The organism is Glycomyces sp. MUSA5-2, from assembly GCF_037034145.1.
Classification (GTDB): Bacteria; Actinomycetota; Actinomycetes; order Mycobacteriales; family Micromonosporaceae; genus Glycomyces; species Glycomyces artemisiae.
Genome location: NZ_JBAGKG010000005.1, coordinates 373,140 through 397,284, shown reverse-complemented (window position 1 = coordinate 397,284; position 24,145 = coordinate 373,140). Strand labels below are relative to the sequence as shown.

Genomic DNA, 24,145 nt, shown 5'->3' with positions numbered 1-24,145 from the left:
CCGGCCGGTGTGAGAACCCCCTGGAGAGGGTCTCCGCGGTGTGGCGACTCGGCGCTGTCATCCACACCAATGGGAGGAGATAAAGTTCGCGGTCCCTGTGCCCCTCCGGCGCCCGGCTTGCGAGCTCCGTCGGAACTGAGACGCGGAAACTTCGAAGTTATGTTTCCTCGTTGTTTCCGTGCCTCAATTACAACACCGAACGGTAAGATCCGCCAACGAATCGCTGGTGCGCTTGGTCACGTCCAGGCGAGCAGCGTTTCCCCAGGGTGCGATAGGAACGCGCCCACGTCGGCGAGGAACTGCGAGCCGAGCTCCCCGTCGATGAGGCGGTGGTCGAACGACAGCCCGAGCGTCGTCACCTGGCGCACGGCGATCTCGCCCTCGTGGACCCACGGCTGCGGCCGGACCGCGCCGAACACGAGGATCGCCGACTCGCCGGGCGGCAGGATCGGGGTGCCCGTGTCGACGCCGAAGACGCCGACGTTGGAGATCGAGATCGTCCCGCCCATCATGTCGGCCGGGGTGGTCCGCCCCTCCCGCGCGGTACGGGCGAGCGAGCCGATCGCGTCCGCGAGGCCGACCAGGCTCAGGTCCTGGGCGGCCTTGATGTTCGGGACGACCAGGCCGCGCGGGGTGGCGGCGGCGATGCCGAGGTTCACGTCGTGCTTGACGACGATCTCCTGGGCGGCCTCGTCCCAGCGGGCGTTGATCATCGGGTGGCGGCGCGCGGCCAGCAGGACCGCCTTGGCGACGAACAGGAGCGGCGTGACCTTGACGTCCGCGAACTCCTTGCGCGCCTTGAACTCCTTGACCGTGTCCATCATGCCGGTGACGTCGCAGGTGAGGAACACCGTGACGTGCGGGGCGGTAAACGCCGACGCGACCATGTTCTGCGCGGTCAGCTTCCGCACGCCCTTGATGGGGATGCGCTGGTCCTCCGCGGCGACGGCGGCCCGCTGCGGCGCGGCGGGGGCCGGGGCCGCGACGGCCGCTTCGACGTCGGCGCGCGAGACCGTCCCGTTCGGGCCGGTCGGCACGACCGACGCGAGGTCGACGCCGAGGTCCTTGGCGAGCTTGCGGACCGGCGGCTTGGCGAGCACCGGGCCGCCGGTCGCCGCGCCGTTCGGCGCCGGGACGGCGGGGACCGGCGGGGCGGCCTCTACCGGGGGCGGCGTGAACGACGGCGTGATCACCGACGGCGGCGTCACCGGGGCGAGCGACTGCGGCGCGGGCGGCGCCGGCGTCTCCGCGGCGGGTGCGGCGCCCTTGCGCTTGCGGCGCTTGGACCCCGCCTCGCGGGCGCCGTAGCCCACGAGGTTCGGCGTGCGCTCCTCCTGCTTCGCGGCCTCGGGCGGCGCGTCGGCCCCCTCGACCTCGAAGGTGGCGAGGGGCTTGCCGACGTCGACGGTCTCACCGGCCTCGGCGTGGTGCTGCGCGAGCACCCCGTCGTAGGGGCTGGGCACCTCGACGAGCGCCTTCGCGGTCTCGACCTCGACGAACGGCTGGTTGAGCTTGACCTCGCCGCCGGGCTCCACGAGCCACGCGGCGACCTCGCCCTCGGTGAGGCCCTCACCGAGGTCGGGCAGGTTGAACGTGATCTTCTGTCCCATGTTCGCCTCCTCAGTGCTCCAGGGACCGGTCGACGGCGTCGAGGACGCGGTCCAGGTTCGGAAGGTAGTCGTCTTCGAGGCGGCTCGCGGGATAAGGCACGTCGTAGCCGGTCACCCGCAGTACGGGCGCCTCCAGGGAGTAGAAGCACTCCTCGGTGAGGCGGGCGGCGACCTCCGCGCCGATGCCGACGTTCCCGGGGGCCTCGTGGACGACCACGGCCCGGCCGGTCTTGCGGACCGACGCGAACAGCGGCTCCCAGTCGATCGGGGACAGCGAGCGCAGGTCGACGACCTCCAGGTCGAGGCCCTCCTCGGCGGCGGCCTTCGCGGCGTTCTCGGCGACGTCCACGGTGGGGCCGTAGGCGATGAGCGTCGCGGTGCGGCCCTCGCGGACGGTGCGCGCCCGGTGCAGATCGAGGCCGGGCTTCTCGGTGTCGACCTCGCCCTTGCCGTGGTAGCGGCGCTTCGGCTCGAAGAAGATCACCGGGTCGTCCCCGGCGGCGGCCTGCTGGATCATCCAGTACGCGTCGGCGGGGTTGGAGCAGGTGACGACCTTCAGGCCCGCGGTGTGCGCGAAGTACGCCTCGGGGGACTCGGAGTGGTGCTCGATCGCGCCGATGCCGCCGCCGTAGGGGATGCGGACGACGACGGGGAGGCGGATGCGGCCGCCGGAGCGGTTGGGGATCTTCGCGAGCTGCGAGACGAGCTGGTCGAACGCGGGGTAGACGAAGCCGTCGAACTGGATCTCGCAGATCGGCCGGTAGCCGCGCATGGCGAGGCCGATCGCGGTGCCGATGATCCCCGACTCGGCGAGCGGGGTGTCGATGATGCGGTCGGAGCCGAAGTCCTTCTGGAGGCCGTCGGTCACGCGGAACACGCCGCCGAGGCGGCCCACGTCCTCGCCCATCACCAGCGACTTCGGCTGGTCTTCGAGCACGCGGCGGAGGCCCTCGTTGAGGCCCTTGATCATGGACATGGTCGTCATCGGACGTCGCTCCCCGCTCCTGAAGAAGGCTCAGCGAGCGAGGCCTGGAACTCGACGGCCTCGGCGCGCTGGGCCGCGATGCCCGCGGGCATCTGGGCGTACACGTTGTCGAACATCTCGGACACCTCCGGGTCGGTCAGGGCCATGACCCGGGCGCGCAGCGCCCGGACCTGCTCGCCGGCCTCGGTGTCGATGGCGGCGAAGTACGCCTCGTCGGCGAGCCCTTCGGCCGCCAGCCACTTGCGGTAGCGGACCACCGGGTCCTTCGCGCGCCAGAAGTCCAGCTCGGCCTCGTCGCGGTAGCGGGTGGCGTCGTCGGACGTGGTGTGGGGCTGCATGCGGTACGTGTAGGCCTCGACGAGGCTGGGGCCCTCGCCGCCGCGGGCGCGGTCGAGCGCGCCGCGGGTGACCGCGTAGGTCGCGAGGACGTCGTTGCCGTCCACGAAGATGCCGGGGACGCCGAAGCCCTCGGCGCGGCGGTACGGCGGGAGCCGGAACTGGCGGGCGTTCGTCTCGGAGATCGCGTACTGGTTGTTCTGGCAGAAGAACACCAGCGGGGAGTTGAACACCCCGGCCCACACGAGTGCCTCGTTGAAATCGCCCTCGCTGGTCGCGCCGTCGCCGTGGTAGACGATGACGGCCTCGCCGTCCTCGGTGCCGACCGCGCCGTCCATGGCGACGCCCATGGCGTACCCGGCGGCGTGGAGGGTCTGCGAGGCGATGACGATCGCGTACATGTTGAACCGGTCGGCGACCGTGTCGCGGCCGCCGAGGTCGACGCCGCGGAACAGCGCGAACGACGAGATCAGGTCGATGCCGCGGCACCACTGGACGCCGAGCTCGCGGTAGGCGGGGAAGACCGTGTCCTGGGGCCGCAGGGCCCGGCCGGAGCCGACCTGGGCGGCCTCCTGGCCGAGGAGGCTCGGCCACAGGCCGAGTTGGCCCTGGCGCTGGAGGGCGGTGCCCTGCGCGTCCAGTTCGCGGGTGATGACGAGGTCGCGGTAGAGGCCGCGGTACTCCTCGTCGCTCAGGTCGATGTCGTAGTCGGGATGCTTGACGCGCCGACCCTCGGGTGAGAGCAGCTGCACGAACTGTGGTTCGTTCGTCGAGGCGGGTTTCGGACGGCTCTTGACCGTCTTCTTGGCTGGACGCTGTGTGTCGCCCATTGATGCCTCCTCATATTCGTATTCCGGTACATCCAAGCATCCCAAAGCCCTGGGCGGTGCGCGTCACACCCTTCACCCGATTACTATTCGGGACTGAAGTCTGACACTGAGTAGCCGAGGGCTGTCGATCATCGACATCATCGGCCCTGAACGGCCGTTTCGTCGCACGGGGGTGGCGGGAAGGAGCACGCAGTGCACGGCAGAGGCAGCGACCAGGGGGGACGCTGGCCGGTGGGGATCTGGTTCGCCCTCGTGGGGATCAGCGCCGGCACGGTGGCGTCCTTCGCGATGGTCGGGTGGACCTTCACGCGCGGGCTCTACACGGGCGCCGACGGGACCGAGCCGATGGAGATCGAGTCCGGCACGGTGATCATCGAGGGCGAGGACCCCCCTGCGACGCCCGGCGAGATCGCGGGGCTCGCGGGCGCCGAGCCGGACCCTGGCGGCCTGGCCGAGCCCGGCGAGGGCGTCGAGCCCGTCGCAGCCGAACCGCAGGCCGAACTCGTCCCCCAGCGCGACCGCGGCGAGCCCGACGACGCCCCCGGCCCTCCCGTGGAGGAGGGCGGCGAGGGGTCCGAGCCGCCGCGGCTCGTCCCGATCGGCGAGGACCCGTGCGGGCCTGAGGAGTCGGGCGGCAACGGCGAAGAGGACGACGCCGAGGATGACGGCGAGGACGACGGGAACGGCTGGGACCACGGCGACTGGGACAATGGCGGCTGGGACGACGGGTGGGACGACTGGGACCACGGCGAGTGGGATGACGGCGGCCGGGACGACTGGGGCGGGAGCTGGGACGACGCCTGGAGCGAGTCCAGCAGCGACGACGAAGCCTCCGACCCCGCCGCAGATCCGGAAGTCGAAGCCGATGCCGGGGTCGATGCCGATGCCGACCTCAACACCGAACCCGGTTCCGAATCCAGCCCCGAGCTCGAAGCCGAGCTCGAAGTCGACCTCGATCTCCAAGCGCCCGAACCGCTTCCGACCGAAGACGAGGACTGATCCCGTCCCCTACCGCGACACCCCGCGCCCTGCCGAACCTGCTCGCCCGAAGGGGTGAGATGTGGGGAAGGCCACCCCGCAGCCGTAACCTGCATATGCGGATTGCCGTTACCCCCTTCGAGGGCGCGTCCCCGAGCGATCGAGGCGCGCACGGATCTAGGTGGGGTACAAGCAAATGGATCTCTTCTCTCGCAGCATGCTGGCGTGTTCGGCCGAAGCGGGCCTGACCACGACGGCGCTGTCACGGCACGTTCCACTCCTTCGCCGCAACATCCGGACCGGCGACCAGGTGTCGCTGCTGAGCCGCTGCGTCGGCTCCGACGGTCTCGGCAGCGGCGACCACGTCCTGATGCTCACGGGCGAGCGCCTGGTGGTGACCCGGCAGTCGCGGCTGCTCGGCCGCGTGCGCCTGTGCCTCGACGCGCCGGTCGCGGCGATCGAGAACCTCCGCTGGTCGGCCGACCCGGCCGGTCCCGGCGTCGAACTCAACTTCACGGTCCTGGAAGGCCCGGGCGCGAGCGAGCCGCACCGCTGGCACTTCTGGCTTCCCGCGAGCCACGCCAAGCGGGTGTGGCGGGTGGACGCGCTGCTCGCGCGGGCATTCCGCCGCCCCAAGGTCACGGCCCGCCCCGCCTGGCGGCCGCGGCAGCAGCGGCCGAACCCGCTCCTGTCCCCCAGCGGCGTCTTCCCGGTCGTCCCCGCGCCGCTCGCGGGCGCGCTCTTCCCGGGGGACGGCGGGCATCCGACGAGCCCGCTCCCGATGAGCGACACGGTCCGCCTGGAGCGGCTGGTGCGTCCGGCAGTGGCGGCGATCGAGCCGCCGCACGCCGCAGTGCCGTCACCGCGCCCGCCGTCGTCGCCGCTCAACGCGGGGCGGCCGTCCCCCGGCCCGGCGGCGCAGGGCGCAGCGGTGCAGGGTCCTGTCGAGGCCAGCCCGGTGGGGGCCAGCCCGGTGGGCCCGGCGCCGACGCTGGCGGCGGCCTGACCTCTTCACCGGGCCTTCTCGGCCCGGCTTGAGACCAGGGTGCGGGCCGCGGCGGCGGTTGGACGCCTGCCGCGGCAGGACGCGGCCCGCATCCTCGAAATCCATGCAGCGGTTGACGAAGGGGGTCGGTGCGACTCGCTGTCGCACCGGCCCCCTTGCGCTGCTTGCTGTCCCTTACCGCCCGAGCTCTAGCGGCGGAGTTCGGCGGTGCAGCACTTGACTGAGCCGCCGCCCTTCTTGAGCTCGGAGAGGTCGACGGGGACCGGCGTGTACCCGGCGTCCTCGACCTTGCGGGCCATGGCTTCGGCTTCGGCGTTGATGACGACGTTGCGGCCGTCGGAGACGAAGTTGAGGCCGAATCCGGCGGCGTCCTCGGCGTCGGCGATGACGGCGTCGGGGAAGAGCCGTTCGAGGAGGAGTCGGCTGCCGGGGGCGAAGGCGTCGGGGAAGTAGGCGATGTTGTGGTCGTCGAGGGGGGCGAGGGCGGTGTCGAGGTGGTAATAGCGGGGGTCGACGAGGCGCAGGGAGACGACTTGGCGGCCGAACACGTCGGCGGCCTCGGCGTGGGCGCGGGCGTCGGTGCGGAAGCCCCAGCCGGCGAGGACGAGTTCGCGGCCGGGCAGGTAGGTGAAGTCGCCTTCGCCTTCGTTGATGTGCTCGGGCTCGGCGAAGGTCCAGCCGGAGGTGCGGTACCACTTCTCGTGGGCGTCGGCCTCGGGGCGGCGCTCGGGGTGGCGGAAGCTCGCGCCGTAGGCGATGCCGTCGACGACGAACGCGCCGTTGGCGGCGTAGACCATGTCGGGCAGGCCCGGCTCGGGTTCGAGGCGGAGCACGTCGTGGCCGAGAGAGGTGTAGATGTCGGCGAGCTCTTCCCACTGGGCGCAGGCGAGGGCGGCGTCGACGGGGGCGGTGGTGTCCATCCAGGGGTTGATGGCGTACTCCACCGCGTAGTAGGCGGGGCGGCACATGAGGTACGTGCGGCGGCCGGGCGACCGGGTCGCGGTCACCTGGTCAGGTGAAGAACGGTGTTTCTCCATTGCGCGAGTGTAGACAGCCCGCGGCCTGCGTAGCGACCCTCCAGCCCCTCGACACTCGGGAGTGTGACCAAACCACCTCATTCCCTACGCTGTCAGCGCTTTCATCCCTCCTAGCCGGGCGCGGCCGGGGCGCGAAGCGCCCTCAGACGGATCCCGGTTTCGTGGCGCCCCGCGCCGAATGATCGAACCCGCCGGGGCGCGGTTCGGCAAGTGTCGGTTCGGGCTCGGGCGGACTGATTCCGGGGCCCCTCCCCCTCCCCGTGCCCACCCTCCGCCGACCAGCACACCAATTACTCGTCAAGCCTGTGTCTTCTTCCGGTCCCCCGGCGGCCTGGCCTCGGCCGCCGGGGGGCGGGTCGTTCGTCGTCGGTTCGGTTATTGGAAGGCCACCGGGCCCGCGCGGGAGACGGCCCTGGCGGGGCCGAGGAACTGCGGGAGGCCGGTGGGGGTCTCGGTGACGAGGACCGTCACTTCGAGGCCGTTGACGTCGCAGCGGACGAACTCCGTCGACGTCCGCTCGACCATTGCCCTCGCCGCCCCGCAGGCCTCCCCTTCGCCGAGGAGGACCCTGGAGGCGCCTTCGAGCGCGGCGGCGTCGGCCGCTCCCTGGGCGCGGTGGCGGGCGGCCCCGGCCTGGCCGATCGCGGTGTAGGCCACCACCATCGCGACCAGTGCCGCGGCCACTCCCGCCGCCAGGACCGTCGCCGAGCCCTGCTCGCTAGCGCCCCGGGTGCGCCGGATCAGACGCACGCGGGCGCTCCGGCAGGAGCGGATACGGGTCCGCCTCATCGGACCGGCCCCGGTTCGAGCGGCGCGACAGCGGTCGCGGTGATCGTCATCGGCGGCGTCAGCGGGCCGAGCGGCCGCGTCGGCGCGGTGACCACGGCCCGTGCGAGGTCGCCGTCCTCGGAGACCGCGACCGAGGCGCCGTCGGGCAGGTACGCGTCCGCGACGGCGTGCGCGTCCTCGCCTCGGGCGGCGGCGATCGCGGCGCTGTTGGCCGCGTCGATGGCTCGGACCTTCAGACCGACCGCCGATACCGCCCACAGCCCCAGCGCCAGGACCGCGACCACCGCCGGGAGCGCCGCCGCCGTCTCGGCGGTGACGTAGCCGCGCTGGCGCGGGTCGTCGCGGGTCCGCCGGTCGGGCGGCCTGCTCGCGCGGGGCCGGGACCGGTGCGGCGCGTTCACTGGAGGGCCCGTTCGATCAGGGCCTGGAGGGCGGCCTCGACCGGGCCGGAGGTGAGGACCTTCATGAGGATGCCCGCGAAGGCGACCGCGGCGAGCGTGCCGAGCGCGTACTCGGCGGTGCTCATGCCGCTCTCGCCGCGCATGCGGGACGCGAACTTGCCGCCCCAGCTCGGTTTCGCGGTGCCCCGCATGCGGCCGGGCCGCCATTCGTCGGGTTCGCCGGGGCCGGGGCGGCGGTACCGGGAGGCCGGGCGGTCGTCGGGGACCTGCGGGTCCTCGGCGGTGATGGGCGTGCGGGCGCGGTTGGCCCCGGGGGACCAGGCCGGTGCGTCCACGGGCGCCGCGGTGGGGCGGACGGTGGGCTCGTCGAGGTCGTCGTGCTCTCGGTCGTCGCGGAACGCCTTGCACCTGGGGGCGTCGCAGGTCGCGGTGCGGCAGGTGGGCCAGCGGATCGAGTCTGGCCGGCAGGCGGCCTGCACGGCGGGGGACGGTCGGTGGTCGGCGGTTCGGGTGTCGGCGCGCATTGCGGTGTCCTCTCTTCGGTTGTCGTGCGGTCGGGTCAGAGGCCGGGGGCCAGGGTCTCGGCGACGACGCCGAGGACCACGGGGCCGATGCCGGCGATGACGAACGCGGGCAGGAAGCACAGGCACAGCGGGCCCACGAGGGCCACTGCGGCGCGTCCGGCGCGTTCGTCGGTCCTGGTGCGCTGCTCGGCGCGCAGCGACGCGGCGAGCTGTTCGAGTCCTCCGGCGACGGCAGCGCCGGTGTCGCCGGAGCGGTCGAGCTGGCGGGCGAGCCGGGCGGCGCCGGGGAGCCTGCCGAGTTCGGGGAGCGCCTCGGCGGCGGTGGCGCCGAGGTGGATCGCTCCGGCGAACCGGTTGAGGCGCTCGCCGATCAGCGGGTCCTCGGTGTCGGCGACCGCGAAGGCGACCTGCGGGAACGGGGCGCCGGAGCGCAGGCCCGCCGCGATGAGGTCGAGGGTCCACGGCCAGGCCGGGGCGAGCCGGTCGGCGGCGGCCCGTTCGGCGCGGTCGGGGTCGCGGCGCAGGAGCCGGGCGGCGAGCCACCAGGCGGCGAAGCCCGCGAGGATGCCGGTCGGCCCGCCGACGGCGACGGCGGCGAGGACCCCGAGGAGCGGTCCGATGAGGCGGCGGATCATGACGCGCCTCCCGGTCCGACGGAGTTGATGAGCGCGCCGGTCCAGGCGAGTCCTGCGGCTTGCAGGCCCATGGCGGTCGCGGCGGCGGCCATGCCGAGCGGGTTCGCGAGGAGGAACGCGAGCGCCTGGGCGCCGAGGAGTTCGCCGAAGGCGACCCCGACCGCGGGGAGCGCGATGAGCAGTGCGGCGGTGGCGCGGATCGACGCGGTCTGGGCGTAGGCGCGGGCGGTCGACTGCTCGGTCTCGCGGAGGTGCTCGGCGAGGCGGCGGCACAGGTCCGCGGCGGGCGCGCCGAGTTCCGCGGCTATCGCGAGCGCGGCGCGGAGGCGGGACGCGGTGGCGGTGGCCTCGGCGGGCCAGTCGGGTTCGGCCGAGGCGAGGGCGCGGGCCGGGTCGGTGCCCGCAGTGAGGTCGGCCGCGAGGTAGGCGACCGTGTCGGCCGCGGCCCGGTCGGCGTCGCGCCGTCGTTTCCGCAGGAGCGCGCGGTGCCAGCTGATGGCGGCCGTCGCGGCGTAGACGGCGGCGGCGAGTGCGGCGTTGGCGGCCGCGAGCGGGCCGAGGCCGCCTTGGTGGCGGTATCCGGCGAGCCAGGCGGCGAGCAGTGCCGCGGTCAGGGCGATGCAGGCGGCGGTGGTCTTGGGCCGGTGGGTGATCAGGGCGGTGGCGATGGCGGTCATGCGGTTCGCTCCCTCAGCAGTCGTTCGAGGATTCCGGCGGATTCGCCCGGCCCGTGGCGGGTCCAGGCGGTGGTGACGGCGAGCCCGGCGGGCCCGGTTTCGATGACGGCGATCTCGGCGGCCTGGCGGCCGGTGCCGGTGCGCCGCAGGTGGACGACGACGCGCAGGGCGGCGACGAGCTGGGCGTGGAGTCCGGCCCGCGGGAGGCCGTGCGGGAGGGCGAGGGCCTCCAGGCGGGCGGGCACGTCGGCGGCGGTGTTGCAGTGGAGCGTCCCGGCGCCGCCTGTTTGTTTTCCCTGAACGTTTCACCTCAAAGACGGCCTGACCTGCAAGGTGAAACCTCGGCTGAGAGGCCCCCGGCATCGGATTTATCACGAAAGATTTCACTTTCTGCGTCGCTCCCAGCGACGCCTTCAGCAGAAGGGTTTGGGCAGGATGATTGATCAGCCGAATCTCCCTCGGCCACAACGGACAACTAGTCCGGTCGCTTGGTGCGTCGCATCGATATGCTTGCGTGAACGCAGTCGAACCGGCCTTGCGTGCAGGCGTGTCACCGTGCGCGCCGCGCACGCATCCACCAACGTCGGGGTGAGACCATGAAGCAGCGGCGCCGCCGCCAAGCCGTGCGCAGGTGGTTTGCGGACCACCGGCGTGCGGTGTTGTGGTCAACGGCCGGTTTTGGCGCCACCGCCGTGGCCGTGATCGCCCTCGTCGACTCTTGGCTGGACGCGACGCTCAGCGCCGCAGTCGTCCTGGGGCTGTGGCTGGTCCTCGCCTGGTTCCTTCCTCCCGGCGCTGCGGCCGTCTCCCGCCGCATCAACCGCCAGGGGCCGATCGCCGCCTTGCCGTCGCCAGCGACCTTGTTCGACCGGTGGCGCGCGCGAAGCTGGCGGCGGGCGCTTGCGAGGGCGCTGACAGATGCCTCGCTGTCGCTGCCGACGCAGCTTGAGGTGGTGAGCTTGTTGATGCGGGACGCCGACGAGGAGATCCTCGCCGAGCTCCGCCCGCTGGCCTCCGACCCGCAGACGGCTCCTGAAGTGCGCCTGCAGATCGCGGCGGGTCTCGCCGACCGGGACCATATCCTGGCGACCCGAACCTACCGGGCCGTCGCCGCCGACGAGGACGTCCCCGTCTCAACGCAGTTGACCGCGGCCGAGTTGCTGTACGCGCACTCGCGCCAGGCCGGCGAGCCGTTCCTCCAGTCGATCGTCAAGTCCACCGACATCCCCGACACGCTGCGGCTGCAAGCCGCGGCCGCGTACACCGCAGGCGAGCCAGAGAGCATGCCCGTGACCGAGTCGGCCTCGCTGCTGGCCTACCTCGTCGGGGAGTCCGCCGTTAGCGCCGAGGTGCGCTTCGAGGCGGCCCAGCAGCTCACCCGGTCCAACCCGGCCCGCGCAACCCGGGCGCTGTGGACGCTCGCGAACGATCCCCTGGTCGACGCCGACCGGCGGTTCGCCGCGATCGCGCTCCTCCAGCAGGCCGACCCGGTGCAGGCGTTGCACTGCTACAAGGCCATGGCGCACGATCCGAGCCTGCCGTGGGCGGTGCGCATGGACGCGGCCGTCCGGCTCGGCGGCATCGACGAGGCCGACGGGCGACTCATGCTGCAGGCGTTCTTGCGTGATCCTGATCTCGACGAGCGCACGAACTTCGAGATTGTCAGAAAGCTGACACTTGACATGTGATGTCGGTCGCGAGTGCATTCTCGACAGAGTGGCGCGGTCAGACCTGCAGCGACGCAACGGGAGTCACCGACCATCAGAACCAATGTGCTTGCATCATATCGATATTCACGACAATGCCATACAGGACATCCGTCTTGCAAAGGCTTTCACCCGGCGTTATCGGACTCGCTGTGCGTCGAGTGAGAAAGTCACCGTTTAGAGTTGAGCCGCTACCATTCCCGGCAGCAGGTCGCTGATCGTAGCGACCCGAATCCATTACGGCGCAACGTTCAACAGAGGAGTTGACCTCTATGCCCTGTGATTCGCATGGGGACAAACGACCGTGGTGGCGCCGCCACCCTCTGGTCATCACGTTCATTGTCATCGCGCTCATCTCCCCGGTGCTCACGCTCGCGGGGTGGGTGGCGCTGCAGCACCTCCCGTTCGTCGGCGGCTCGCTCGCGGCGCTCGGCACCATCGCGATTGAAAGGATCAAGACCGCACAGCAGCAGATCGAGACGCACATGAAGCCGGCGATGGGGAACTTCGCCTCGCTGGTCGAGAAGGCCTGGGTCGCGCTCACCGGGCGGCATTCGCGCCGGTGGTGGCGTCGGCTCGAGGCGATGCGCCGGCAGCAGCGCCGGCTCGAGCTGCCGCCCGCGGGGGCGGCGTCCCGGTTCGATCAGATGCTGGGCGGCGACACCGAGCGGTCCTTGAGCACGAACATCATCGGCATGCACGCCGGCATCGACGGGTCGATCGACATGCTCCTGTTCCGGATGCAGGCCGCGCTCCTGGCGCCGGAGGAGACCTGGGAGCGTGAGCGGGTGGCCCTGGAGGGGCTGTTCTTCAACGCCGAGACCCGGCCCTGGGCACGGGTCTTGATCGCGACGAACATCGCGCGGCGGGAGCGCTCGCGCGGGGTCGACCTGCTCGGGCGCTTGTTCACCGAGGCGGGCCTGCCCTCTGAGATCCGCATCCTCGCGGTCGATGAGATGCACGCCTGGGACCCCGGGATGGCGGCGCTCGCCTATGAGGTCATCGCCGACTCGTCCGAGTTCGGTGCGCGTGAGCGGATCATGGCCGCCGAACGGCTGGGCCGCACTGACGCCAACCGGGCCGCCTCGGCGCTCTACCGGATCGTCACCGACACCGACTTCGCCCACGAGGACCGGTACTTCGCGGCCGAGCGCGCCGGGATCTACAAGCACGAGACGATGATCGAGGCGTACTGGTTCCTGACGACCGACCGCTCGATCGACTTGTTCGACCGCGTCCCGGCGACCGGGCGGCTGTACCGGCTGGGCCACCCCGCGGCCCAGGAGCTCCTCCTCCACGGAGCGACGAACATCTCGAACCCGCCCCGGGTTCGCGAACTGTGCATGCAGCTGCTCCAGCAGCAACCCTAGGCAGGAACCGCACGAACTCCGCCGGTACCGGCGCTCACGCGACCGGATCACCGGCGGTACCGCTCACCACCCGACGATCCCCATGATGCACGCCCGTTCAGGAACCACTTGGATGCTCCGGGCGTGCCCCTGTCCGCAGGAGGCGGCCGCGATTCTGCAAGCGGCGCCGGGCAGGCGGCCGGGTGGCGGCGGTGCGCTCGACCATCGCGGTGGTGCCCCGCAGGCGACCCCTGCCGGGCACCACCGGTCCTCTTGCTCCTCCAGGCCACCGATGTGCCGCCGGCCAGGTTCGGTGCAAGCCGCGGGATCGGTGCAGCCCTGGTCGGCTGGGCGGGGCCCCGGCGCGGCGGTCGTTGGATGCTAAGTGGCCTCTCCCAGGGGCCCTGGGTGCCCGATCGGCTCCTGCAGCAGCCCGAAGGGCGTGTAGCGCCCTGGGGAGCGTGCGATGTCGTCCCAGTCCCGCCGGAAGAGCTCGGGCAGGTCCTGGGGTGGGTTTCGGGCCCGGAGGAATACGCGTCCGGCGCGGTGGAATCGGCGCAGCGCCTGCAGGAACTGGCGGCGGTCGTCGGCGGCAAGCAGCGGGTGCAGCAGGCACAGGAGCGCGGCGGCCTCTGAGGCGTTGAAGGGCGGGTGCGGGTGCAGGCGGCCGCGCTCGAGCCATCTCGGCAGCCCGGACTGGCGGTCGTAGAGCGCCGGCGGGGAGAAGTGCCTGCTCCACCCGAAGTCGCTGATCTTCTCGTGCGCGACCTGGCCGTATCGGTGCTGCACGGCAGTCGGTAGCTCGCCGAATCGAGGAATGTGCAGGTAGGGGGCGAGGGTGTAGTAGACGGCCGCGATCTTGTGCACGATGCGGTACCAGTCGAACGGCGGCAGTCGGACGCCGCCGAGGGCTGCCTTCCGGGGGGCGAGTGCGTCGAGGTAGCGGCGCTGGGCTTCGACGAGGAATTCCGGCACGCGGATCCGGGCGAGGTCCTCGAGCGGGAAGTTGCAGCGGTGTGGCTCGAACCGTGAAGTGCCGCATTGCATGGGGTCGGGGAGGAAGCCGCGGTGCAACGTGATGCCGTAGAGGTCCCATCCGAAGTCGCCGCGGTAGCCGTACGAGCCGAACCTGGTGTGGCAGGCCGGGCATCGGTCGTGGAGCAAGAGCCGGTGCCGGGGGCAGACGGCGGCGAACGCGAGCTGCCACCACAGCTGCCAGACGCCGCCGGATTCGGCCAGGCAGTCGGGGCAGGCGCGCTTGAACGACTGGGCGGCGTAGTGGCTCTGGTCCATCGCAGCGGTGATGTCGTGCAGGTCGAGGACTGTGCCGTGGAAGGCGGTCAGGTGCATGGCGTCGATGGCGGCGGCCCCAAGTCCGGTCGCGGCGGTCAGTTCCGCGCGGCTGGCGGCCGTGAGGGTGATGCCGAAGTACCGCGGCCGGACCGGTTCATACGATGCGCATTCGAGGCCGAGGAGGCGGGGGAGGTGGCCGACCGGGATCTGCAGGAAGTCGCCGAGGCGGACGAGCCAGGAGTAGAACGCCTCGCCGGGTGCGGGTTCGACCAAGACGGCGAGGCGGCGGGTCATGGCTCCACTGTTCCTGGTTCGGTGCTGCTGCGGCGGCGCCGCTGGAAGGCATCGGTGGACCGGAAGTCGGTGGTGATGGCGCGCAGGACCGGGAGGGTAATCGCTTCGGTCCCGGTGTCGACGGCGTGGTGCGCGGCAGCCCGGATGAGTTCGGAGAGGCTGGCGATGCTGCCGGTGGTGCGGTCGTACAGGTATTTCCAGTGCTTCTCGGCGAGGCTGCCGGCCTGGTGCCGGTAGAGGACGAGCGCGCGTTCGAGGTCTGCGATGACGGTCGCCCATTCGCGGATGCCGGCCTCGCCTTTGGGTGACAGGCGTCCGAGGTCGTAACGGGAGAACCGGCCCGAAGTCTGGGTCGCCCGCGTCGTGGCAGACCCCTCGCCGAACAGGCCCGCCTTTTCGAGGCCGTGGCCGACGAGCACGAATGTCGCGCTGGTGTGGTTGGCCAGGTGTTTGAGGTGGTCGTTCATGACCTGTCCTTCCTTGTGGCCCAAGCGGAGGAAGTGGACGTCGTCGAGGATGACCAGGACCGTGCCGCACGCCTGCATCGCCCGCAGGACGAGGGTGGTGATCTGGGTCTTGGTGCCGCCGGTGCGACGCAGCGGGACGTGCAGCCATTCGGCGATCGCCACCGACAGATCTTTGGGAGTGGCCTGGGTCGGGATGCTGATGTAGATCACCGGCGTGTAGTCGCACCGGATCATCTGGCCCTGGTATTCGAACCGGAGCGGCTCTGCGAACCGTTCGGGGTGTTCGAGGTGCAGGCTCCGCTCGAATGAGGCCGCGAAGGTCTTGACGATCGTGGACTTCCCGATCCCGGGCAGCCCGTCGATGACCAGGCCGCGGCGGGCTCCGGGGGGCTGGTCGTGGTTGAGTCGCATCTTGCGGTAGACCTCGGCGTGCATCCGGCGCATCGCCGGGGTGTTCACGATGATCAGGTGTGAGTGGTAGCGGGCTCGCGCCTGGTTGAGCAGCCGGCGCTCATGCGCGGGCATCAGGTCGTATTCGGCGGGGGGCGGCAGCTGCGGGCGCGGGGGCGGGGCGGCCCGGATGTAGGACCGCCAGTCCTCCTTCGTGCGAGGCTCGGCTGCCGTCGGCGGCCCGCCAAAGTCGAAATCGAAGTCGAAGCCCAAGTCGACGGACTGCTCGGTGTGCTCGGCGCGGTCGGTCACGTCAGTCCTCCCCGGGAATGGGCCCGAATTCGATGACGCCGAAGCTGCCGAGCCCGGACAGGTCGACCTCGGCGCCACCGTTCGCGTCGCCGTCGCCGTTGCCGTCGGCGGGGACCGGAGGGTGGGCGCGGTCGGCGGGCCGGTCCCGGGCGACGGCCCTGGCGTAGGTGGCGTCGCGGGACCGGCGGCGGCGCCGGCTGGTGCTCCACGATTCGGGGGCGTCGGTGCGGTTCTGCAGTTCGCGGAGGGTTGTGGCGAGGGCGTCCTGGTCGCTGGTGTCGCTGTTGCGCAGGGCTAGGAGTCGTTTGCATTCGCGCAGGGTGGTGTCGGTGAACGCGAGGAGGTCGTCGTCGGCGTGGATCCATTTGAGGGTGTGCCAGGCGCCGTCGGCTGGATCGCGCAGGTAGGCGTGTCGGCAGTCGCGCGGGTCGATGTGGATCGGCCATTTGCCGAGGTGTTGACCGCCGTAGGGCGAGCGGCGGTTGCGGTAGTGGAAGAGGATGTCGCCGTCGTAGAGGAGCCGGTCGACTTCGACGCCGTGGGGATGGATCCGCCGCCATTTGATCGGCAGCAGCTCGAAGTACAGGTCGGGGTCGTTGGGGCAGGTGAGGTAGCCGCTCGCGGCGACGGCGAGCCCGTAGGCCTCGTTCGGTGACAGGGGCGTGCGCGGGTGCCCGGGGGCGGTGAGTCCGCTGTGTCGTTGACGCTGGTAGACGGCGACGACGAACTCGGCGAAGAACTCCTCGAGCTCGGCGATGGTCCAGCGGGCTTCCTCGTCGCTGTGGCGGCCTCGGTGTGCGACGTCGTAGCCCTTGTATCCGGCGACGTGTTCGCTGAACATGGTCCTGATCGTCCCGAACAGCCGTTCGACGTGCGGCTTGTCGGTGGCCTTGTAGACGCGGGCGTCGAAGGTCTCAATGCGGAGCCGGCGGCAGGCGCGGCGCATCACGTCGGACTGGTAGTTGCTGCCCTGGTCGACGATGATCGCCGCGGGGTAGATGACCGGGCGCATCGCCGCGGCGGCCATGCGCTCGTCCAGGCTCATCTGCCGCCCGATCGGCAGTTGCGACATCGACCAGCGCAGCGTGTCTGGCCAGTTGGCGCGCATTGGCTCGGGGGTCATCATGTCGGCCAGGAGCAGGCCGAGGTCGACGGCCTTGGTTCCTCGCGGGGTCAACCGCCAGGCGAGGATTGACCGGGTGGCCAGGTCGAGGGCAACGGTGAGTTCGCAGCTGCTCGTGGTGTCGGTGACCGGGTCGTAAGCGATGACGTCCAGCCTGGTCGTGTCGATCATGACGACTTCACCGGGCTGGCTCGCCTGCACGGTCCCGAAGGGGCGATCGGGTTGGGAGGCGCGGTTGCGGCGCGTGCCGGTGGGCTCGTCTGGCCGGCCGTCCAGCACGGCGTCGACGATCCGGTACCAGCTCGAGGTCGGCGGCATCGGTACCGTTCCGGGTCCGTGTCGGTGGTCCAGCCGGTTCTCGACGCGGCGGCGAAACCGGCCGCCGATCGTGGCCGCGGAATCCTCTTCTTCGGCCTGGTACTGGGCTCGGATCGCCGCGATCAGGCGCGGGTCGACGTTGACCAGTGGGTTCCGCTCGCGGAGTTTGCGGCCGTCGGCCAGGCCGATGGGCCCTTCCTCGCGCCACCGCCGCAGCAGTTGCAGGACGCGCCGCGAGCTGCGGCCGATCTCGGCGGCTTTGGCCTCAGCGCGGGCCTTCAAGGTGCGCTCGGGCGCGTACTCGGGGCGCGGTTCACCCGGCCCCGCCTGGGTCGGGTCGCCAGAGGCGTACCCGGTCAGCATCTCCAGCAGATGTGCTTCGAGCCGGTCGACGCGGGCGCGTTCAGCCGGGTCGAGAGTTGCGAGCTCGGCCTCACGGTCGTACCGTGCCAGCACCGCTGCCTCAGGCGCCTCGGTGTGGCCCTGTGCGGCGAGCACCGTGGCGGCTGGCAGCGCCTGTACGTGCCCCGTCTCCGAACGCATGACGACGGTCGTGTCGACGAAGGAGCAGACCTCGTGACGTTCGCCGTCGAAGGTGACCCAGTCACCGATCTGCAGCTTGGTCCCGGTCATGGCGTCCCCTCACCGGAGCCGGCGGCCCATACCAGGGTGGACTCGCGCAGCGGCCGGTCGAGTTCGATGGCGATGCGTTGGTGCCAGCACAGGTGGAACAGAACCGGCCGGACCAGTTCGGGCACCGGGAAGGCCGCAAGCAGGTTCCCTACTGCGACCGGTTCTTGTGCGGCGGCGATCAGGGGGTCAACGAGGTCGACTCCGGCGTGCAGGGGCCGCCGGTAGGCGGCCAGCCAGGACACATTCGCCCACTGCAGGGGATCGATGGAGCTGAGGCGGCGGTAGTCCCAGCCGAGGACGGCGCAGGCGACGGCGGTGCGGCGGGCCTGCAGGATCACCTCCGGCCAATGCAGGCGGGTGGGGTCCGTAACGTCGATCAGGACGGCACGGCCCGCGCGGGTGCGGGCGAAGAAGTCGGGCGTGTGTTCCCAGGCGCCCTCGGCGTCGACACCCTCGAAGATCAGCGGCTGACCGACCATGGCCGTGATGTCGGGGTCGAAGTCGAGCAGGAGCAGATGCTGGCGTTCGAGGTTGCTCTCGTAGTCGATGAGGTCGTCGGTGGTCGCGGACCAGAAGGTGCCAGGGGTGTGCCGCTGTCCAGGGTAGTTGGGGATGCTCCGCGCCGGCAGGCACGACTCGAACGCGACCCGGGCGGCCTCTGCGGGAGAGCAGTACCGGTCGATGCCGTCGCCGTCGCGGTAGCGGACATGCACGAGGGCGGCTGCAGCGCCGGTCATGGCCGGAGTCCTTCCGCGAGACGTTCCCTTCCCCAGGTCCGCAGCGGCGCTTCCACATGGGGCAGGACGCCGGAACGAAACCGTGCGACGGCAGCCCACTTGGAGGCGGGCGAGGCCGCCCAGGGGATCCGGTAGGCCGGGGCGTCGCGGACGTCGCCGCCGGTCAGGTCGGCCCACACCCAGGCCGCGGCATGGCGGCACCGCATGACCGTTGGGACCATTTCGACGGGGGCGAGCATGGGCTGCATGACCGTGGTGGGGACTGCAGTGAGATCGGCGAGGACACGGCGCCGCGCGGCATAGTCAACCCTCGGCCGCTGTGCGGCGCGGGCGGCCGCGGCCGCGATCGCCGTCCAAAATCGTGCGGGGTCGAGGACGCGCCGACCGGGCCGGTCGGCCGCGGCCACCGCCTGCGCAGGCGCGAAATCCAAGTACCGGCCAGCTTCAGGCCAACTGGCGGCCCCGCACAGGCGGGCGAGGGCGAGTGCGGCGAACCGACGCCCGGTGCGTTCGAGAGTGCCTGGCAGGAGCGGCGCGATCAGGTCGCGGTAGTCGTTGGCATCGAGCAGTTGCGGCATTGCCGCGAAGTCAGGCACGGCCGCCACCGGACGGGGCATTGCCGCCGCGACGCCCGCCGTGGGCGCCGCGGCGGCCAGGACCGCCTCAAGCTCCGACGGGACCTCGCGCGCCCGCAACGGGCTATGGCGGTGTGATCGAGCCCGGCGGGCAGCGGCAAGGCACGCGACCAGCGGCCCTGCTGCCGCCGCGGCGGCGTCGACGCCGGGTGCGGCCAGAATAGGGACTGCCACCGCCAACACCGCTGCTGCCAGTTCCGCAGTGACAGGAGGCGCGAACACGAGCGCAGCCGATCCGTTGGCGCCCACGCGCCGGTCCCGGTCCGCCTCCAAGGCCCGCCGCAGGACCGGATCCGCGACGAGCCGATCCGGCCCGGTCGCGGTCTCGACGGCGAAGCGGGCGGCGCCGGCAAGATAGGTGAACGCCGTGAACCACACCGACGTGTCCACGTCGGTGCCGGCGATCGCAGTGCCGCGGCCTTCGGCGGCATCGAGGGCGACCTGTTGGAATGCGGCGAGCCTGGCCGGAGCTGCTGCGGCCTCGACTGCGCCGACCGGCTGCGGGCAGGGCCCGTTGCCGGTGTAGTTCCCGCACTGGCCCGGCACGGGGACCCGAATGCGCGACAGGCCCTGCGGGGAGGTCCTCGCGAATCCCTGCTGCCAACGGATACCGCAGGCTGGGCATGCGTCGCTGAGGAATGTCGCGTGAAGGGGACACACCGCTGCCATGCCGAGCTTCCACCAGAGCTTCCAGATACCGACCGGGCCTACGCACAGTGTGCACACCCGAGACCGGTGCCACAACCCCCATTCGTGCTTCAAGACCGCCATCGATGCCTGCTCGCTCGCGAAGTCGAGCCGGGACAGATCCAGCGCGGTCGACCGGTACCGTGCCAGGTGCATCTCCTCGATCGCCGCCGCAGGAAGTCCCGCCCCTGCCGCTACCCACGCCCGCCGGTCCGGGGCGAGGTCGATGCCGAACAGCACCGGCCGCACTACGCCACGACCGCGCCGGATCGGCAGCCCCAACTCGATCGCGAGCTGCCCGGCCGGGACTTCCATGAAAGCGGCCGAGCGCACCAGCCACGACCGCAGCGACTCCCCGGAGACCGGCTCGACCGCCACCGCAAGCCGGCGAGCACGAGCAACCCGATCCAGGCCCCGAGCATTGCAACCCGAGCCACAAAACGAATCATCCGACACGTCTGCAACATATGAGCGGCACCGGTACCGCGCGTGAAAGTTGACGGAATTGGACTCACCACACGGCCATACAGTGCAGCGGAGGCGTCCCTAATATCATTCCTGCATGGCAGTCGAGATCATCCGGGGAACGAACACCAAACCTGCGTCCACGGATGCGCTCATTCGGCTCTTCGCGGAGGAGGACGAGGCTGACGGTCAGCTGATCCTGGGCTTCCCGAACTTGGGCGGGCATCCTGACGATGCGACCTCCGACGCGCTCTGGTTGTCGCCCACGTTCGGACCGGTGCTATTCGACCTCGTCGAGGGTACCGACCTCGGAGACGTGGACCGCCGCCAAGACGACCTCTACCGCCTGTTCCAGTCGCGGCTGCTGCAGAACCGCGACCTGGTTCGCCGCCGCGAACTCATCGTCAAACCCACGGTGCTCACGTTCGCGCCTGGCGCCACCATCCGCGGGCACGCGAACGATGAAGTGCTGGTCGCTGACCGAGACTCACTGTTCACGACCATCGACGGGCTGGAACGTCAGAATCTGAGCCCCGAGACGTTCACGCGGCTGCTTTCGGCTGCGCAGAACATCTCATCCATCCGCCGGGCACGGCAGACCCGTGTCGTCGACAACAAGGAGTCCCGCGGAGCGAAACTCCTCGGGCTCGAAAGCTCCATCGCCACCCTCGACAACCAGCAACATCACGCGGTGATCGAGACGATCGACGGAGTGCAGCGGATCCGCGGTCTCGCCGGCTCGGGAAAGACGATCATCCTCGCGCTGAAAGCCGCCTACCTGCACGGGCGACGCCCGACGTGGAAGATCGCCGTGACGTTCTATACGCGGGCGCTGAAAGAGCAGTTCCGCCAGTTGATCACGACCTTCTGCGTCGAGCAGTCCGGCGTCGAACCCGACTGGGACCGTGTCCACATCATCAACGCCTGGGGCGGGCGCGGCGGCATGGAACGCACCGGCATGTACAAGCAGTTCTGCGATGCGAACGACGTCGAGTACCTCGACTTCCAGACCGCTGGTGAGCGGTTCGGGAAACCCGACGCGTTCGACGGCGCGGTCACCGCCGCACTGACCCAGGCGAATGAGCCCACCAAGGTCTACGACGCCATCCTGGTCGACGAAGCACAGGACTTCCCGCCCTCGTTCCTGCGGATGTGCTACCGGATGCTTGGACCCGAGCGGCGGCTGGTGTACGCCTACGACGAACTGCAGAGCCTCACCGGCGTCGGCATGCCCGACGCAAAGGAGATCTTCGGCCTCGATGCGCAGGGCAAGGCGCTCGTGACGTTCGAGAACACCAGCTACGACCTCGGCGCACGCCGGGACATCGTTCTCGAGCAGTGCTACCGGAATTCACGGCCGGTGCTGGTCACCGCACACGCGCTCGGATTCGGAACCGCCCGCAAGCCACGCTTCAACGACAAGATCGGCCTGGTGCAGATGTTCGACCAGCCGGAGCTGTGGTCGGATATCGGCTACCACCTCGTTGAAGGCGACTTCGTTGCGGGCCGCACCGTAGAACTGGAGCGAATACCCTCGACAAGCCCACAGTTCCTTGAGTCCCACTCCACGTTCGACGACCTCATCGACTTCCGCACCTTCAAGACTGCCGAAGAACAAGACGCGTGGGTAGCCGACGAAATCCGGCGCAACCTGCAAGAGGACGAACTCCGCTTCGACGACATCATGGTTATCAGCCCTGACCCGTTCAGTGCACGGGCGTACCTCGGGCCGCTCCGCAGGCGACTCATGGACTTGGGCATCAACAACCACATGGCCGGGGTCGACATGTCAGCAGACGTATTCTTCGCCCCAGGGCGTGAGTCCATCACCTTCACCGGCATCAACCGCGCCAAAGGCAATGAAGCCGGCATGGTGTACGTCGTCAACGCGCAAGAGGGCAACAACAACCGCGGCAATCTTGCCGCAGTCAGAAACCGATTGTTCACCGCCATCACCCGCAGCAAGGCCTGGGTCCGCGTCTGCGGTGTCGGACCCGAAATGGACCTGCTGGTCGAAGAGTTCCGCCGGGTCAAGCAGGACGGTTTCCGGCTCCGGTTCGACTACCCCTCGGAACAGCAGCGCGCGCACCTGCGCATCGTCCACCGCGAGATGTCAGACGCCAACCAGGCACGAATCTCCGAAGCCGAGAAGGTGTTCACGCGCTTCCTCGATGGCATGCGGTCGGGCCAGCTCTACATGGAGGACCTCCCTCCCCACCTCCTTGAACAATTCAAGAAGTTCTACGAGGACGGACAAGGTGGCTGACCCCCGAGTCGCCAGGTCGATCCACAAGGAGCTCAACGAACTCATTGGAGAACTTGTCGAGCTGGGGATGGTCGACGACCAAAACTTCGCCTCCCTTCGGAGAGGACCGGGCGGGTCCTGGACGGTCGACCAAGGCGGCGCACCGATGAGCCTCTCGCTGAAGAAGCGTCCTTACGACCACATCTACCGTGATCTGGAGTCGGCGCGCAGCTATGCCATGCGCCTTCTCGACGGCGCCCTCCTCCAGTTCTCCTACGAAGGCATCAGCGAGCAAGTGGTGCGGCACCGCCTCGCCTATCTTCCTTCACCGCGGCTTGAGTCGTTCCAGAACAACCCCGATCTCTATATCCGCGAACTCCATTTCGTCGAGATCGTCGGACACCAGGTAGTTCCGGTACCGATTCGCCTGGACTACGACAACCGCGACGGTGTCGCCGTGGACGTGGTCCACCCTGCCGCTCATCTGACGATGGGGCAGTACCAGCACTGCCGGGTGCCGGTCTCACGGCCTGCGTCGCCGAGCGAGTTCACCGAGTTCATCATCCAAAGCTTCTACTCGACTCCAGCGATGGACCCCGTCTCATTGCGCCAGCACGTCTCGGGCCTTCCTCGCACGATCACAGATGCGGAGTCCGAGAAGATCTACATCGCCATGCCTGGCACCACCTCTTCCTGACCGACGCCGGGCCTGGCTGCCCAACTCCGGTCGTCTCACTAGGCGCGCAACGTAACAGCCAGGTGTTCCCTGCACCCAACGGCGGAACCTCGGATGCCGACTCGCCTCCAGCCGGACTTCAAGGCACGGCTTGCATTCGTGGTCGTCCAGCTTCGCTACCACAATGCACCGGCAGCAGGGATGTCGCGAAATACCTCTAGCGCCGGTCGGAGTGGTCAGTGCGGGGCCGCGGCCGCGTGCTGCTCCGGATCGGCTTCGGCGTCGATTGTTGCGAGGGGCCGGGCGCCGAGGGGGATGTCCTCGCCGCGCGCGAGCAGGCCGGAGATGGACACGGCCACCGCCTGGCTGACCACGTCGGCGAAGTCGACGTCCATGGCGGCGACGACCGGATCATTGGGGTAGGCGGCGGTCAGCGCCCGTGAGGGTTGGATGTAGGGCCAGGTGGCGCTGGCGGCGAGCGAGATGAATCCGGTGAGGCGGAAGGCGTCTTCGGCGCCTAGCTCGGGCAGGCATCGGCGGGCGAGTCCGGCCAGGATGCGGAAGCTGCGCAGGGTGGCGTGCTTGTGCTCGTAGGAGACCTGTGGAGTGACGTTGTGTTCGAGGACAGCGGACTGTGCGCTGAGCAGGTCGCACAGCACCGGTCGTTCAGCCAGCGATTGGGCTACGGCGCGGGCGAAGCGGTCGCCGCGCTGGCGCGGGGTTCCCTCGACGCCGTCCAGTGAGCCTTCCAGTGCGGTGAGCCAGTCCTGGAGTTCGGCGTCGAGGAGTTCGAACAGGATCGCCTCGCGCGATTCGAAGTAGCGCAGCACGTTCGACTTTGCCAGTCCGGTGCGGCGGCTCAGTTCGTTGAGGCTCAGGTTCGCGATCGTCGTCTCGGTCAGCATCTGGGCGGTGGTGTCCAGGATCTGTCGGCGTCGTTCGCTGCGTTGCTGGGGTGTGCGGGCGCGCTGGAATGTCACGGGCGGCCTCCTTCGTCCTTGCCTCCG

22 protein-coding genes are annotated in these 24,145 nt (G+C 70.2%); 6 read left to right on the top strand and 16 right to left on the bottom strand.

The annotated features are described in order from the left end of the window. Positions 1–236: 236 nt before the first annotated feature. Genes WA640_RS18315 through pdhA form a run of 3 tightly spaced genes read right to left on the bottom strand, consistent with a single transcriptional unit; the run spans position 237 to position 3,761 of the window. Positions 237–1,610 (bottom strand): dihydrolipoamide acetyltransferase family protein, encoded by a 1,374-nt coding sequence (locus WA640_RS18315; protein WP_335989457.1) that lies wholly within the window; start codon positions 1,608–1,610, stop codon positions 237–239. A 10-nt stretch (positions 1,611–1,620) separates the two neighbouring features. Beyond that, on the bottom strand, positions 1,621–2,595 hold the full coding sequence (locus WA640_RS18310; protein ID WP_106362685.1) for an alpha-ketoacid dehydrogenase subunit beta: 975 nt from the start codon (positions 2,593–2,595) through the stop codon (positions 1,621–1,623). Further along, complete coding sequence (pdhA, locus tag WA640_RS18305) at positions 2,592–3,761, bottom strand: pyruvate dehydrogenase (acetyl-transferring) E1 component subunit alpha (protein WP_335989456.1); 1,170 nt, start codon at positions 3,759–3,761, stop codon at positions 2,592–2,594. Before pdhA ends, WA640_RS18310 begins: the two co-directional genes overlap by 4 nt. 192 nt (positions 3,762–3,953) lie before the next feature. Between pdhA and WA640_RS18300 the strand changes: the two genes are divergently transcribed. Together WA640_RS18300 and WA640_RS18295 are read left to right on the top strand one after the other, a co-directional pair. Beyond that, positions 3,954–4,760 (top strand): hypothetical protein, encoded by an 807-nt coding sequence (locus WA640_RS18300; protein WP_335989455.1) that lies wholly within the window; start codon positions 3,954–3,956, stop codon positions 4,758–4,760. Between the two features lie 196 nt (positions 4,761–4,956). Continuing rightward, positions 4,957–5,745: a hypothetical protein gene (locus WA640_RS18295; RefSeq protein WP_335989454.1), complete on the top strand. Its 789-nt coding sequence runs from the start codon at positions 4,957–4,959 to the stop codon at positions 5,743–5,745. 188 nt (positions 5,746–5,933) lie between these two features. On the opposite strand, the gene ddaH is transcribed toward WA640_RS18295, so the two are convergent. The 7 genes from ddaH to WA640_RS18260 all read right to left on the bottom strand — a co-directional run bounded on the left by ddaH (position 5,934) and on the right by WA640_RS18260 (position 10,053). Beyond that, positions 5,934–6,782, bottom strand: a complete 849-nt coding sequence (gene ddaH, locus WA640_RS18290; protein ID WP_181245638.1) for a dimethylargininase — start codon at positions 6,780–6,782, stop codon at positions 5,934–5,936. A 375-nt stretch (positions 6,783–7,157) separates the two neighbouring features. Then, a complete protein-coding gene (locus WA640_RS18285; protein WP_335989453.1) occupies positions 7,158–7,532 on the bottom strand; it encodes an Rv3654c family TadE-like protein in 375 nt (124 codons plus the stop codon). A 35-nt stretch (positions 7,533–7,567) separates the two neighbouring features. Next, positions 7,568–7,972: a TadE family type IV pilus minor pilin gene (locus WA640_RS18280; protein ID WP_335989452.1), complete on the bottom strand. Its 405-nt coding sequence runs from the start codon at positions 7,970–7,972 to the stop codon at positions 7,568–7,570. Beyond that, positions 7,969–8,115: a DUF4244 domain-containing protein gene (locus WA640_RS28880; protein ID WP_425433430.1), complete on the bottom strand. Its 147-nt coding sequence runs from the start codon at positions 8,113–8,115 to the stop codon at positions 7,969–7,971. Before WA640_RS28880 ends, WA640_RS18280 begins: the two co-directional genes overlap by 4 nt. Before the next feature lie 416 nt (positions 8,116–8,531). After that, a complete protein-coding gene (locus WA640_RS18270; RefSeq protein ID WP_335989449.1) occupies positions 8,532–9,131 on the bottom strand; it encodes a type II secretion system F family protein in 600 nt (199 codons plus the stop codon). Next, positions 9,128–9,808: a type II secretion system F family protein gene (locus tag WA640_RS18265; RefSeq protein ID WP_335989448.1), complete on the bottom strand. Its 681-nt coding sequence runs from the start codon at positions 9,806–9,808 to the stop codon at positions 9,128–9,130. The genes WA640_RS18270 and WA640_RS18265 overlap by 4 nt, the downstream gene beginning before the upstream one ends. Next, positions 9,805–10,053, bottom strand: a complete 249-nt coding sequence (locus tag WA640_RS18260) for a hypothetical protein (protein ID WP_335989447.1) — start codon at positions 10,051–10,053, stop codon at positions 9,805–9,807. Before WA640_RS18260 ends, WA640_RS18265 begins: the two co-directional genes overlap by 4 nt. A 351-nt stretch (positions 10,054–10,404) precedes the next feature. Between WA640_RS18260 and WA640_RS18255 the strand changes: the two genes are divergently transcribed. Together WA640_RS18255 and WA640_RS18250 are read left to right on the top strand one after the other, a co-directional pair. After that, positions 10,405–11,496, top strand: coding sequence for a hypothetical protein (locus WA640_RS18255; protein WP_335989446.1), 1,092 nt, complete (start codon positions 10,405–10,407; stop codon positions 11,494–11,496). Positions 11,497–11,786: 290 nt separating this feature from the next. Then, complete coding sequence (locus WA640_RS18250) at positions 11,787–12,884, top strand: hypothetical protein (RefSeq protein ID WP_335989445.1); 1,098 nt, start codon at positions 11,787–11,789, stop codon at positions 12,882–12,884. Positions 12,885–13,244: 360 nt separating this feature from the next. Here WA640_RS18250 and WA640_RS18245 read toward each other — a convergent pair whose 3' ends face one another. Genes WA640_RS18245 through WA640_RS18225 form a run of 5 tightly spaced genes read right to left on the bottom strand, consistent with a single transcriptional unit; the run spans position 13,245 to position 20,130 of the window. Then, entirely contained in the window at positions 13,245–14,450 is a 1,206-nt protein-coding gene (locus tag WA640_RS18245) for a TniQ family protein (protein WP_335989444.1), read from the bottom strand. Then, entirely contained in the window at positions 14,447–15,619 is a 1,173-nt protein-coding gene (locus WA640_RS18240; RefSeq protein WP_335989443.1) for a TniB family NTP-binding protein, read from the bottom strand. Before WA640_RS18240 ends, WA640_RS18245 begins: the two co-directional genes overlap by 4 nt. A gap of 1 nt (position 15,620) precedes the next feature. Continuing rightward, entirely contained in the window at positions 15,621–17,693 is a 2,073-nt protein-coding gene (locus WA640_RS18235) for a hypothetical protein (protein WP_335989440.1), read from the bottom strand. After that, entirely contained in the window at positions 17,690–18,430 is a 741-nt protein-coding gene (locus WA640_RS18230; protein ID WP_335989438.1) for a TnsA-like heteromeric transposase endonuclease subunit, read from the bottom strand. Before WA640_RS18230 ends, WA640_RS18235 begins: the two co-directional genes overlap by 4 nt. Beyond that, on the bottom strand, positions 18,427–20,130 hold the full coding sequence (locus WA640_RS18225) for a TniQ family protein (protein WP_335989436.1): 1,704 nt from the start codon (positions 20,128–20,130) through the stop codon (positions 18,427–18,429). Before WA640_RS18225 ends, WA640_RS18230 begins: the two co-directional genes overlap by 4 nt. Before the next feature lie 184 nt (positions 20,131–20,314). Between WA640_RS18225 and WA640_RS18220 the strand changes: the two genes are divergently transcribed. Continuing rightward, positions 20,315–22,483, top strand: coding sequence for a DEAD/DEAH box helicase (locus WA640_RS18220; RefSeq protein WP_335989435.1), 2,169 nt, complete (start codon positions 20,315–20,317; stop codon positions 22,481–22,483). Further along, on the top strand, positions 22,476–23,159 hold the full coding sequence (locus WA640_RS18215) for a DUF2290 domain-containing protein (protein WP_335989433.1): 684 nt from the start codon (positions 22,476–22,478) through the stop codon (positions 23,157–23,159). Before WA640_RS18220 ends, WA640_RS18215 begins: the two co-directional genes overlap by 8 nt. A gap of 215 nt (positions 23,160–23,374) precedes the next feature. Here WA640_RS18215 and WA640_RS18210 read toward each other — a convergent pair whose 3' ends face one another. Then, the gene (locus WA640_RS18210) at positions 23,375–24,118 is read right to left on the bottom strand and encodes a TetR/AcrR family transcriptional regulator (protein ID WP_335989432.1); all 744 of its coding nucleotides are present in this window, start codon (positions 24,116–24,118) and stop codon (positions 23,375–23,377) included. Positions 24,119–24,145: the final 27 nt, after the last annotated feature.

What these genes read in the sequence shown, in the direction of transcription:
- WA640_RS18245 (WP_335989444.1), bottom strand. Translation starts at nt 14,450, where the DNA reads ATGACCCGCCGCCTCGCCGTCTTGGTCGAACCCGCACCCGGCGAGGCG.
- WA640_RS18295 (WP_335989454.1), top strand. Translation starts at nt 4,957, where the DNA reads ATGCTGGCGTGTTCGGCCGAAGCGGGCCTGACCACGACGGCGCTGTCA.
- WA640_RS18310 (WP_106362685.1), bottom strand. Translation starts at nt 2,595, where the DNA reads ATGACGACCATGTCCATGATCAAGGGCCTCAACGAGGGCCTCCGCCGC.
- WA640_RS18235 (WP_335989440.1), bottom strand. Translation starts at nt 17,693, where the DNA reads ATGACCGGGACCAAGCTGCAGATCGGTGACTGGGTCACCTTCGACGGC.
- WA640_RS18230 (WP_335989438.1), bottom strand. Translation starts at nt 18,430, where the DNA reads ATGACCGGCGCTGCAGCCGCCCTCGTGCATGTCCGCTACCGCGACGGC.
- WA640_RS18265 (WP_335989448.1), bottom strand. Translation starts at nt 9,808, where the DNA reads ATGACCGCCATCGCCACCGCCCTGATCACCCACCGGCCCAAGACCACC.
- WA640_RS18220 (WP_335989435.1), top strand. Translation starts at nt 20,315, where the DNA reads ATGGCAGTCGAGATCATCCGGGGAACGAACACCAAACCTGCGTCCACG.
- WA640_RS18255 (WP_335989446.1), top strand. Translation starts at nt 10,405, where the DNA reads ATGAAGCAGCGGCGCCGCCGCCAAGCCGTGCGCAGGTGGTTTGCGGAC.
- ddaH (WP_181245638.1), bottom strand. Translation starts at nt 6,782, where the DNA reads ATGGAGAAACACCGTTCTTCACCTGACCAGGTGACCGCGACCCGGTCG.
- WA640_RS18250 (WP_335989445.1), top strand. Translation starts at nt 11,787, where the DNA reads ATGCCCTGTGATTCGCATGGGGACAAACGACCGTGGTGGCGCCGCCAC.
- pdhA (WP_335989456.1), bottom strand. Translation starts at nt 3,761, where the DNA reads ATGGGCGACACACAGCGTCCAGCCAAGAAGACGGTCAAGAGCCGTCCG.
- WA640_RS28880 (WP_425433430.1), bottom strand. Translation starts at nt 8,115, where the DNA reads ATGCGCGGCGAGAGCGGCATGAGCACCGCCGAGTACGCGCTCGGCACG.
- WA640_RS18315 (WP_335989457.1), bottom strand. Translation starts at nt 1,610, where the DNA reads ATGGGACAGAAGATCACGTTCAACCTGCCCGACCTCGGTGAGGGCCTC.
- WA640_RS18270 (WP_335989449.1), bottom strand. Translation starts at nt 9,131, where the DNA reads ATGATCCGCCGCCTCATCGGACCGCTCCTCGGGGTCCTCGCCGCCGTC.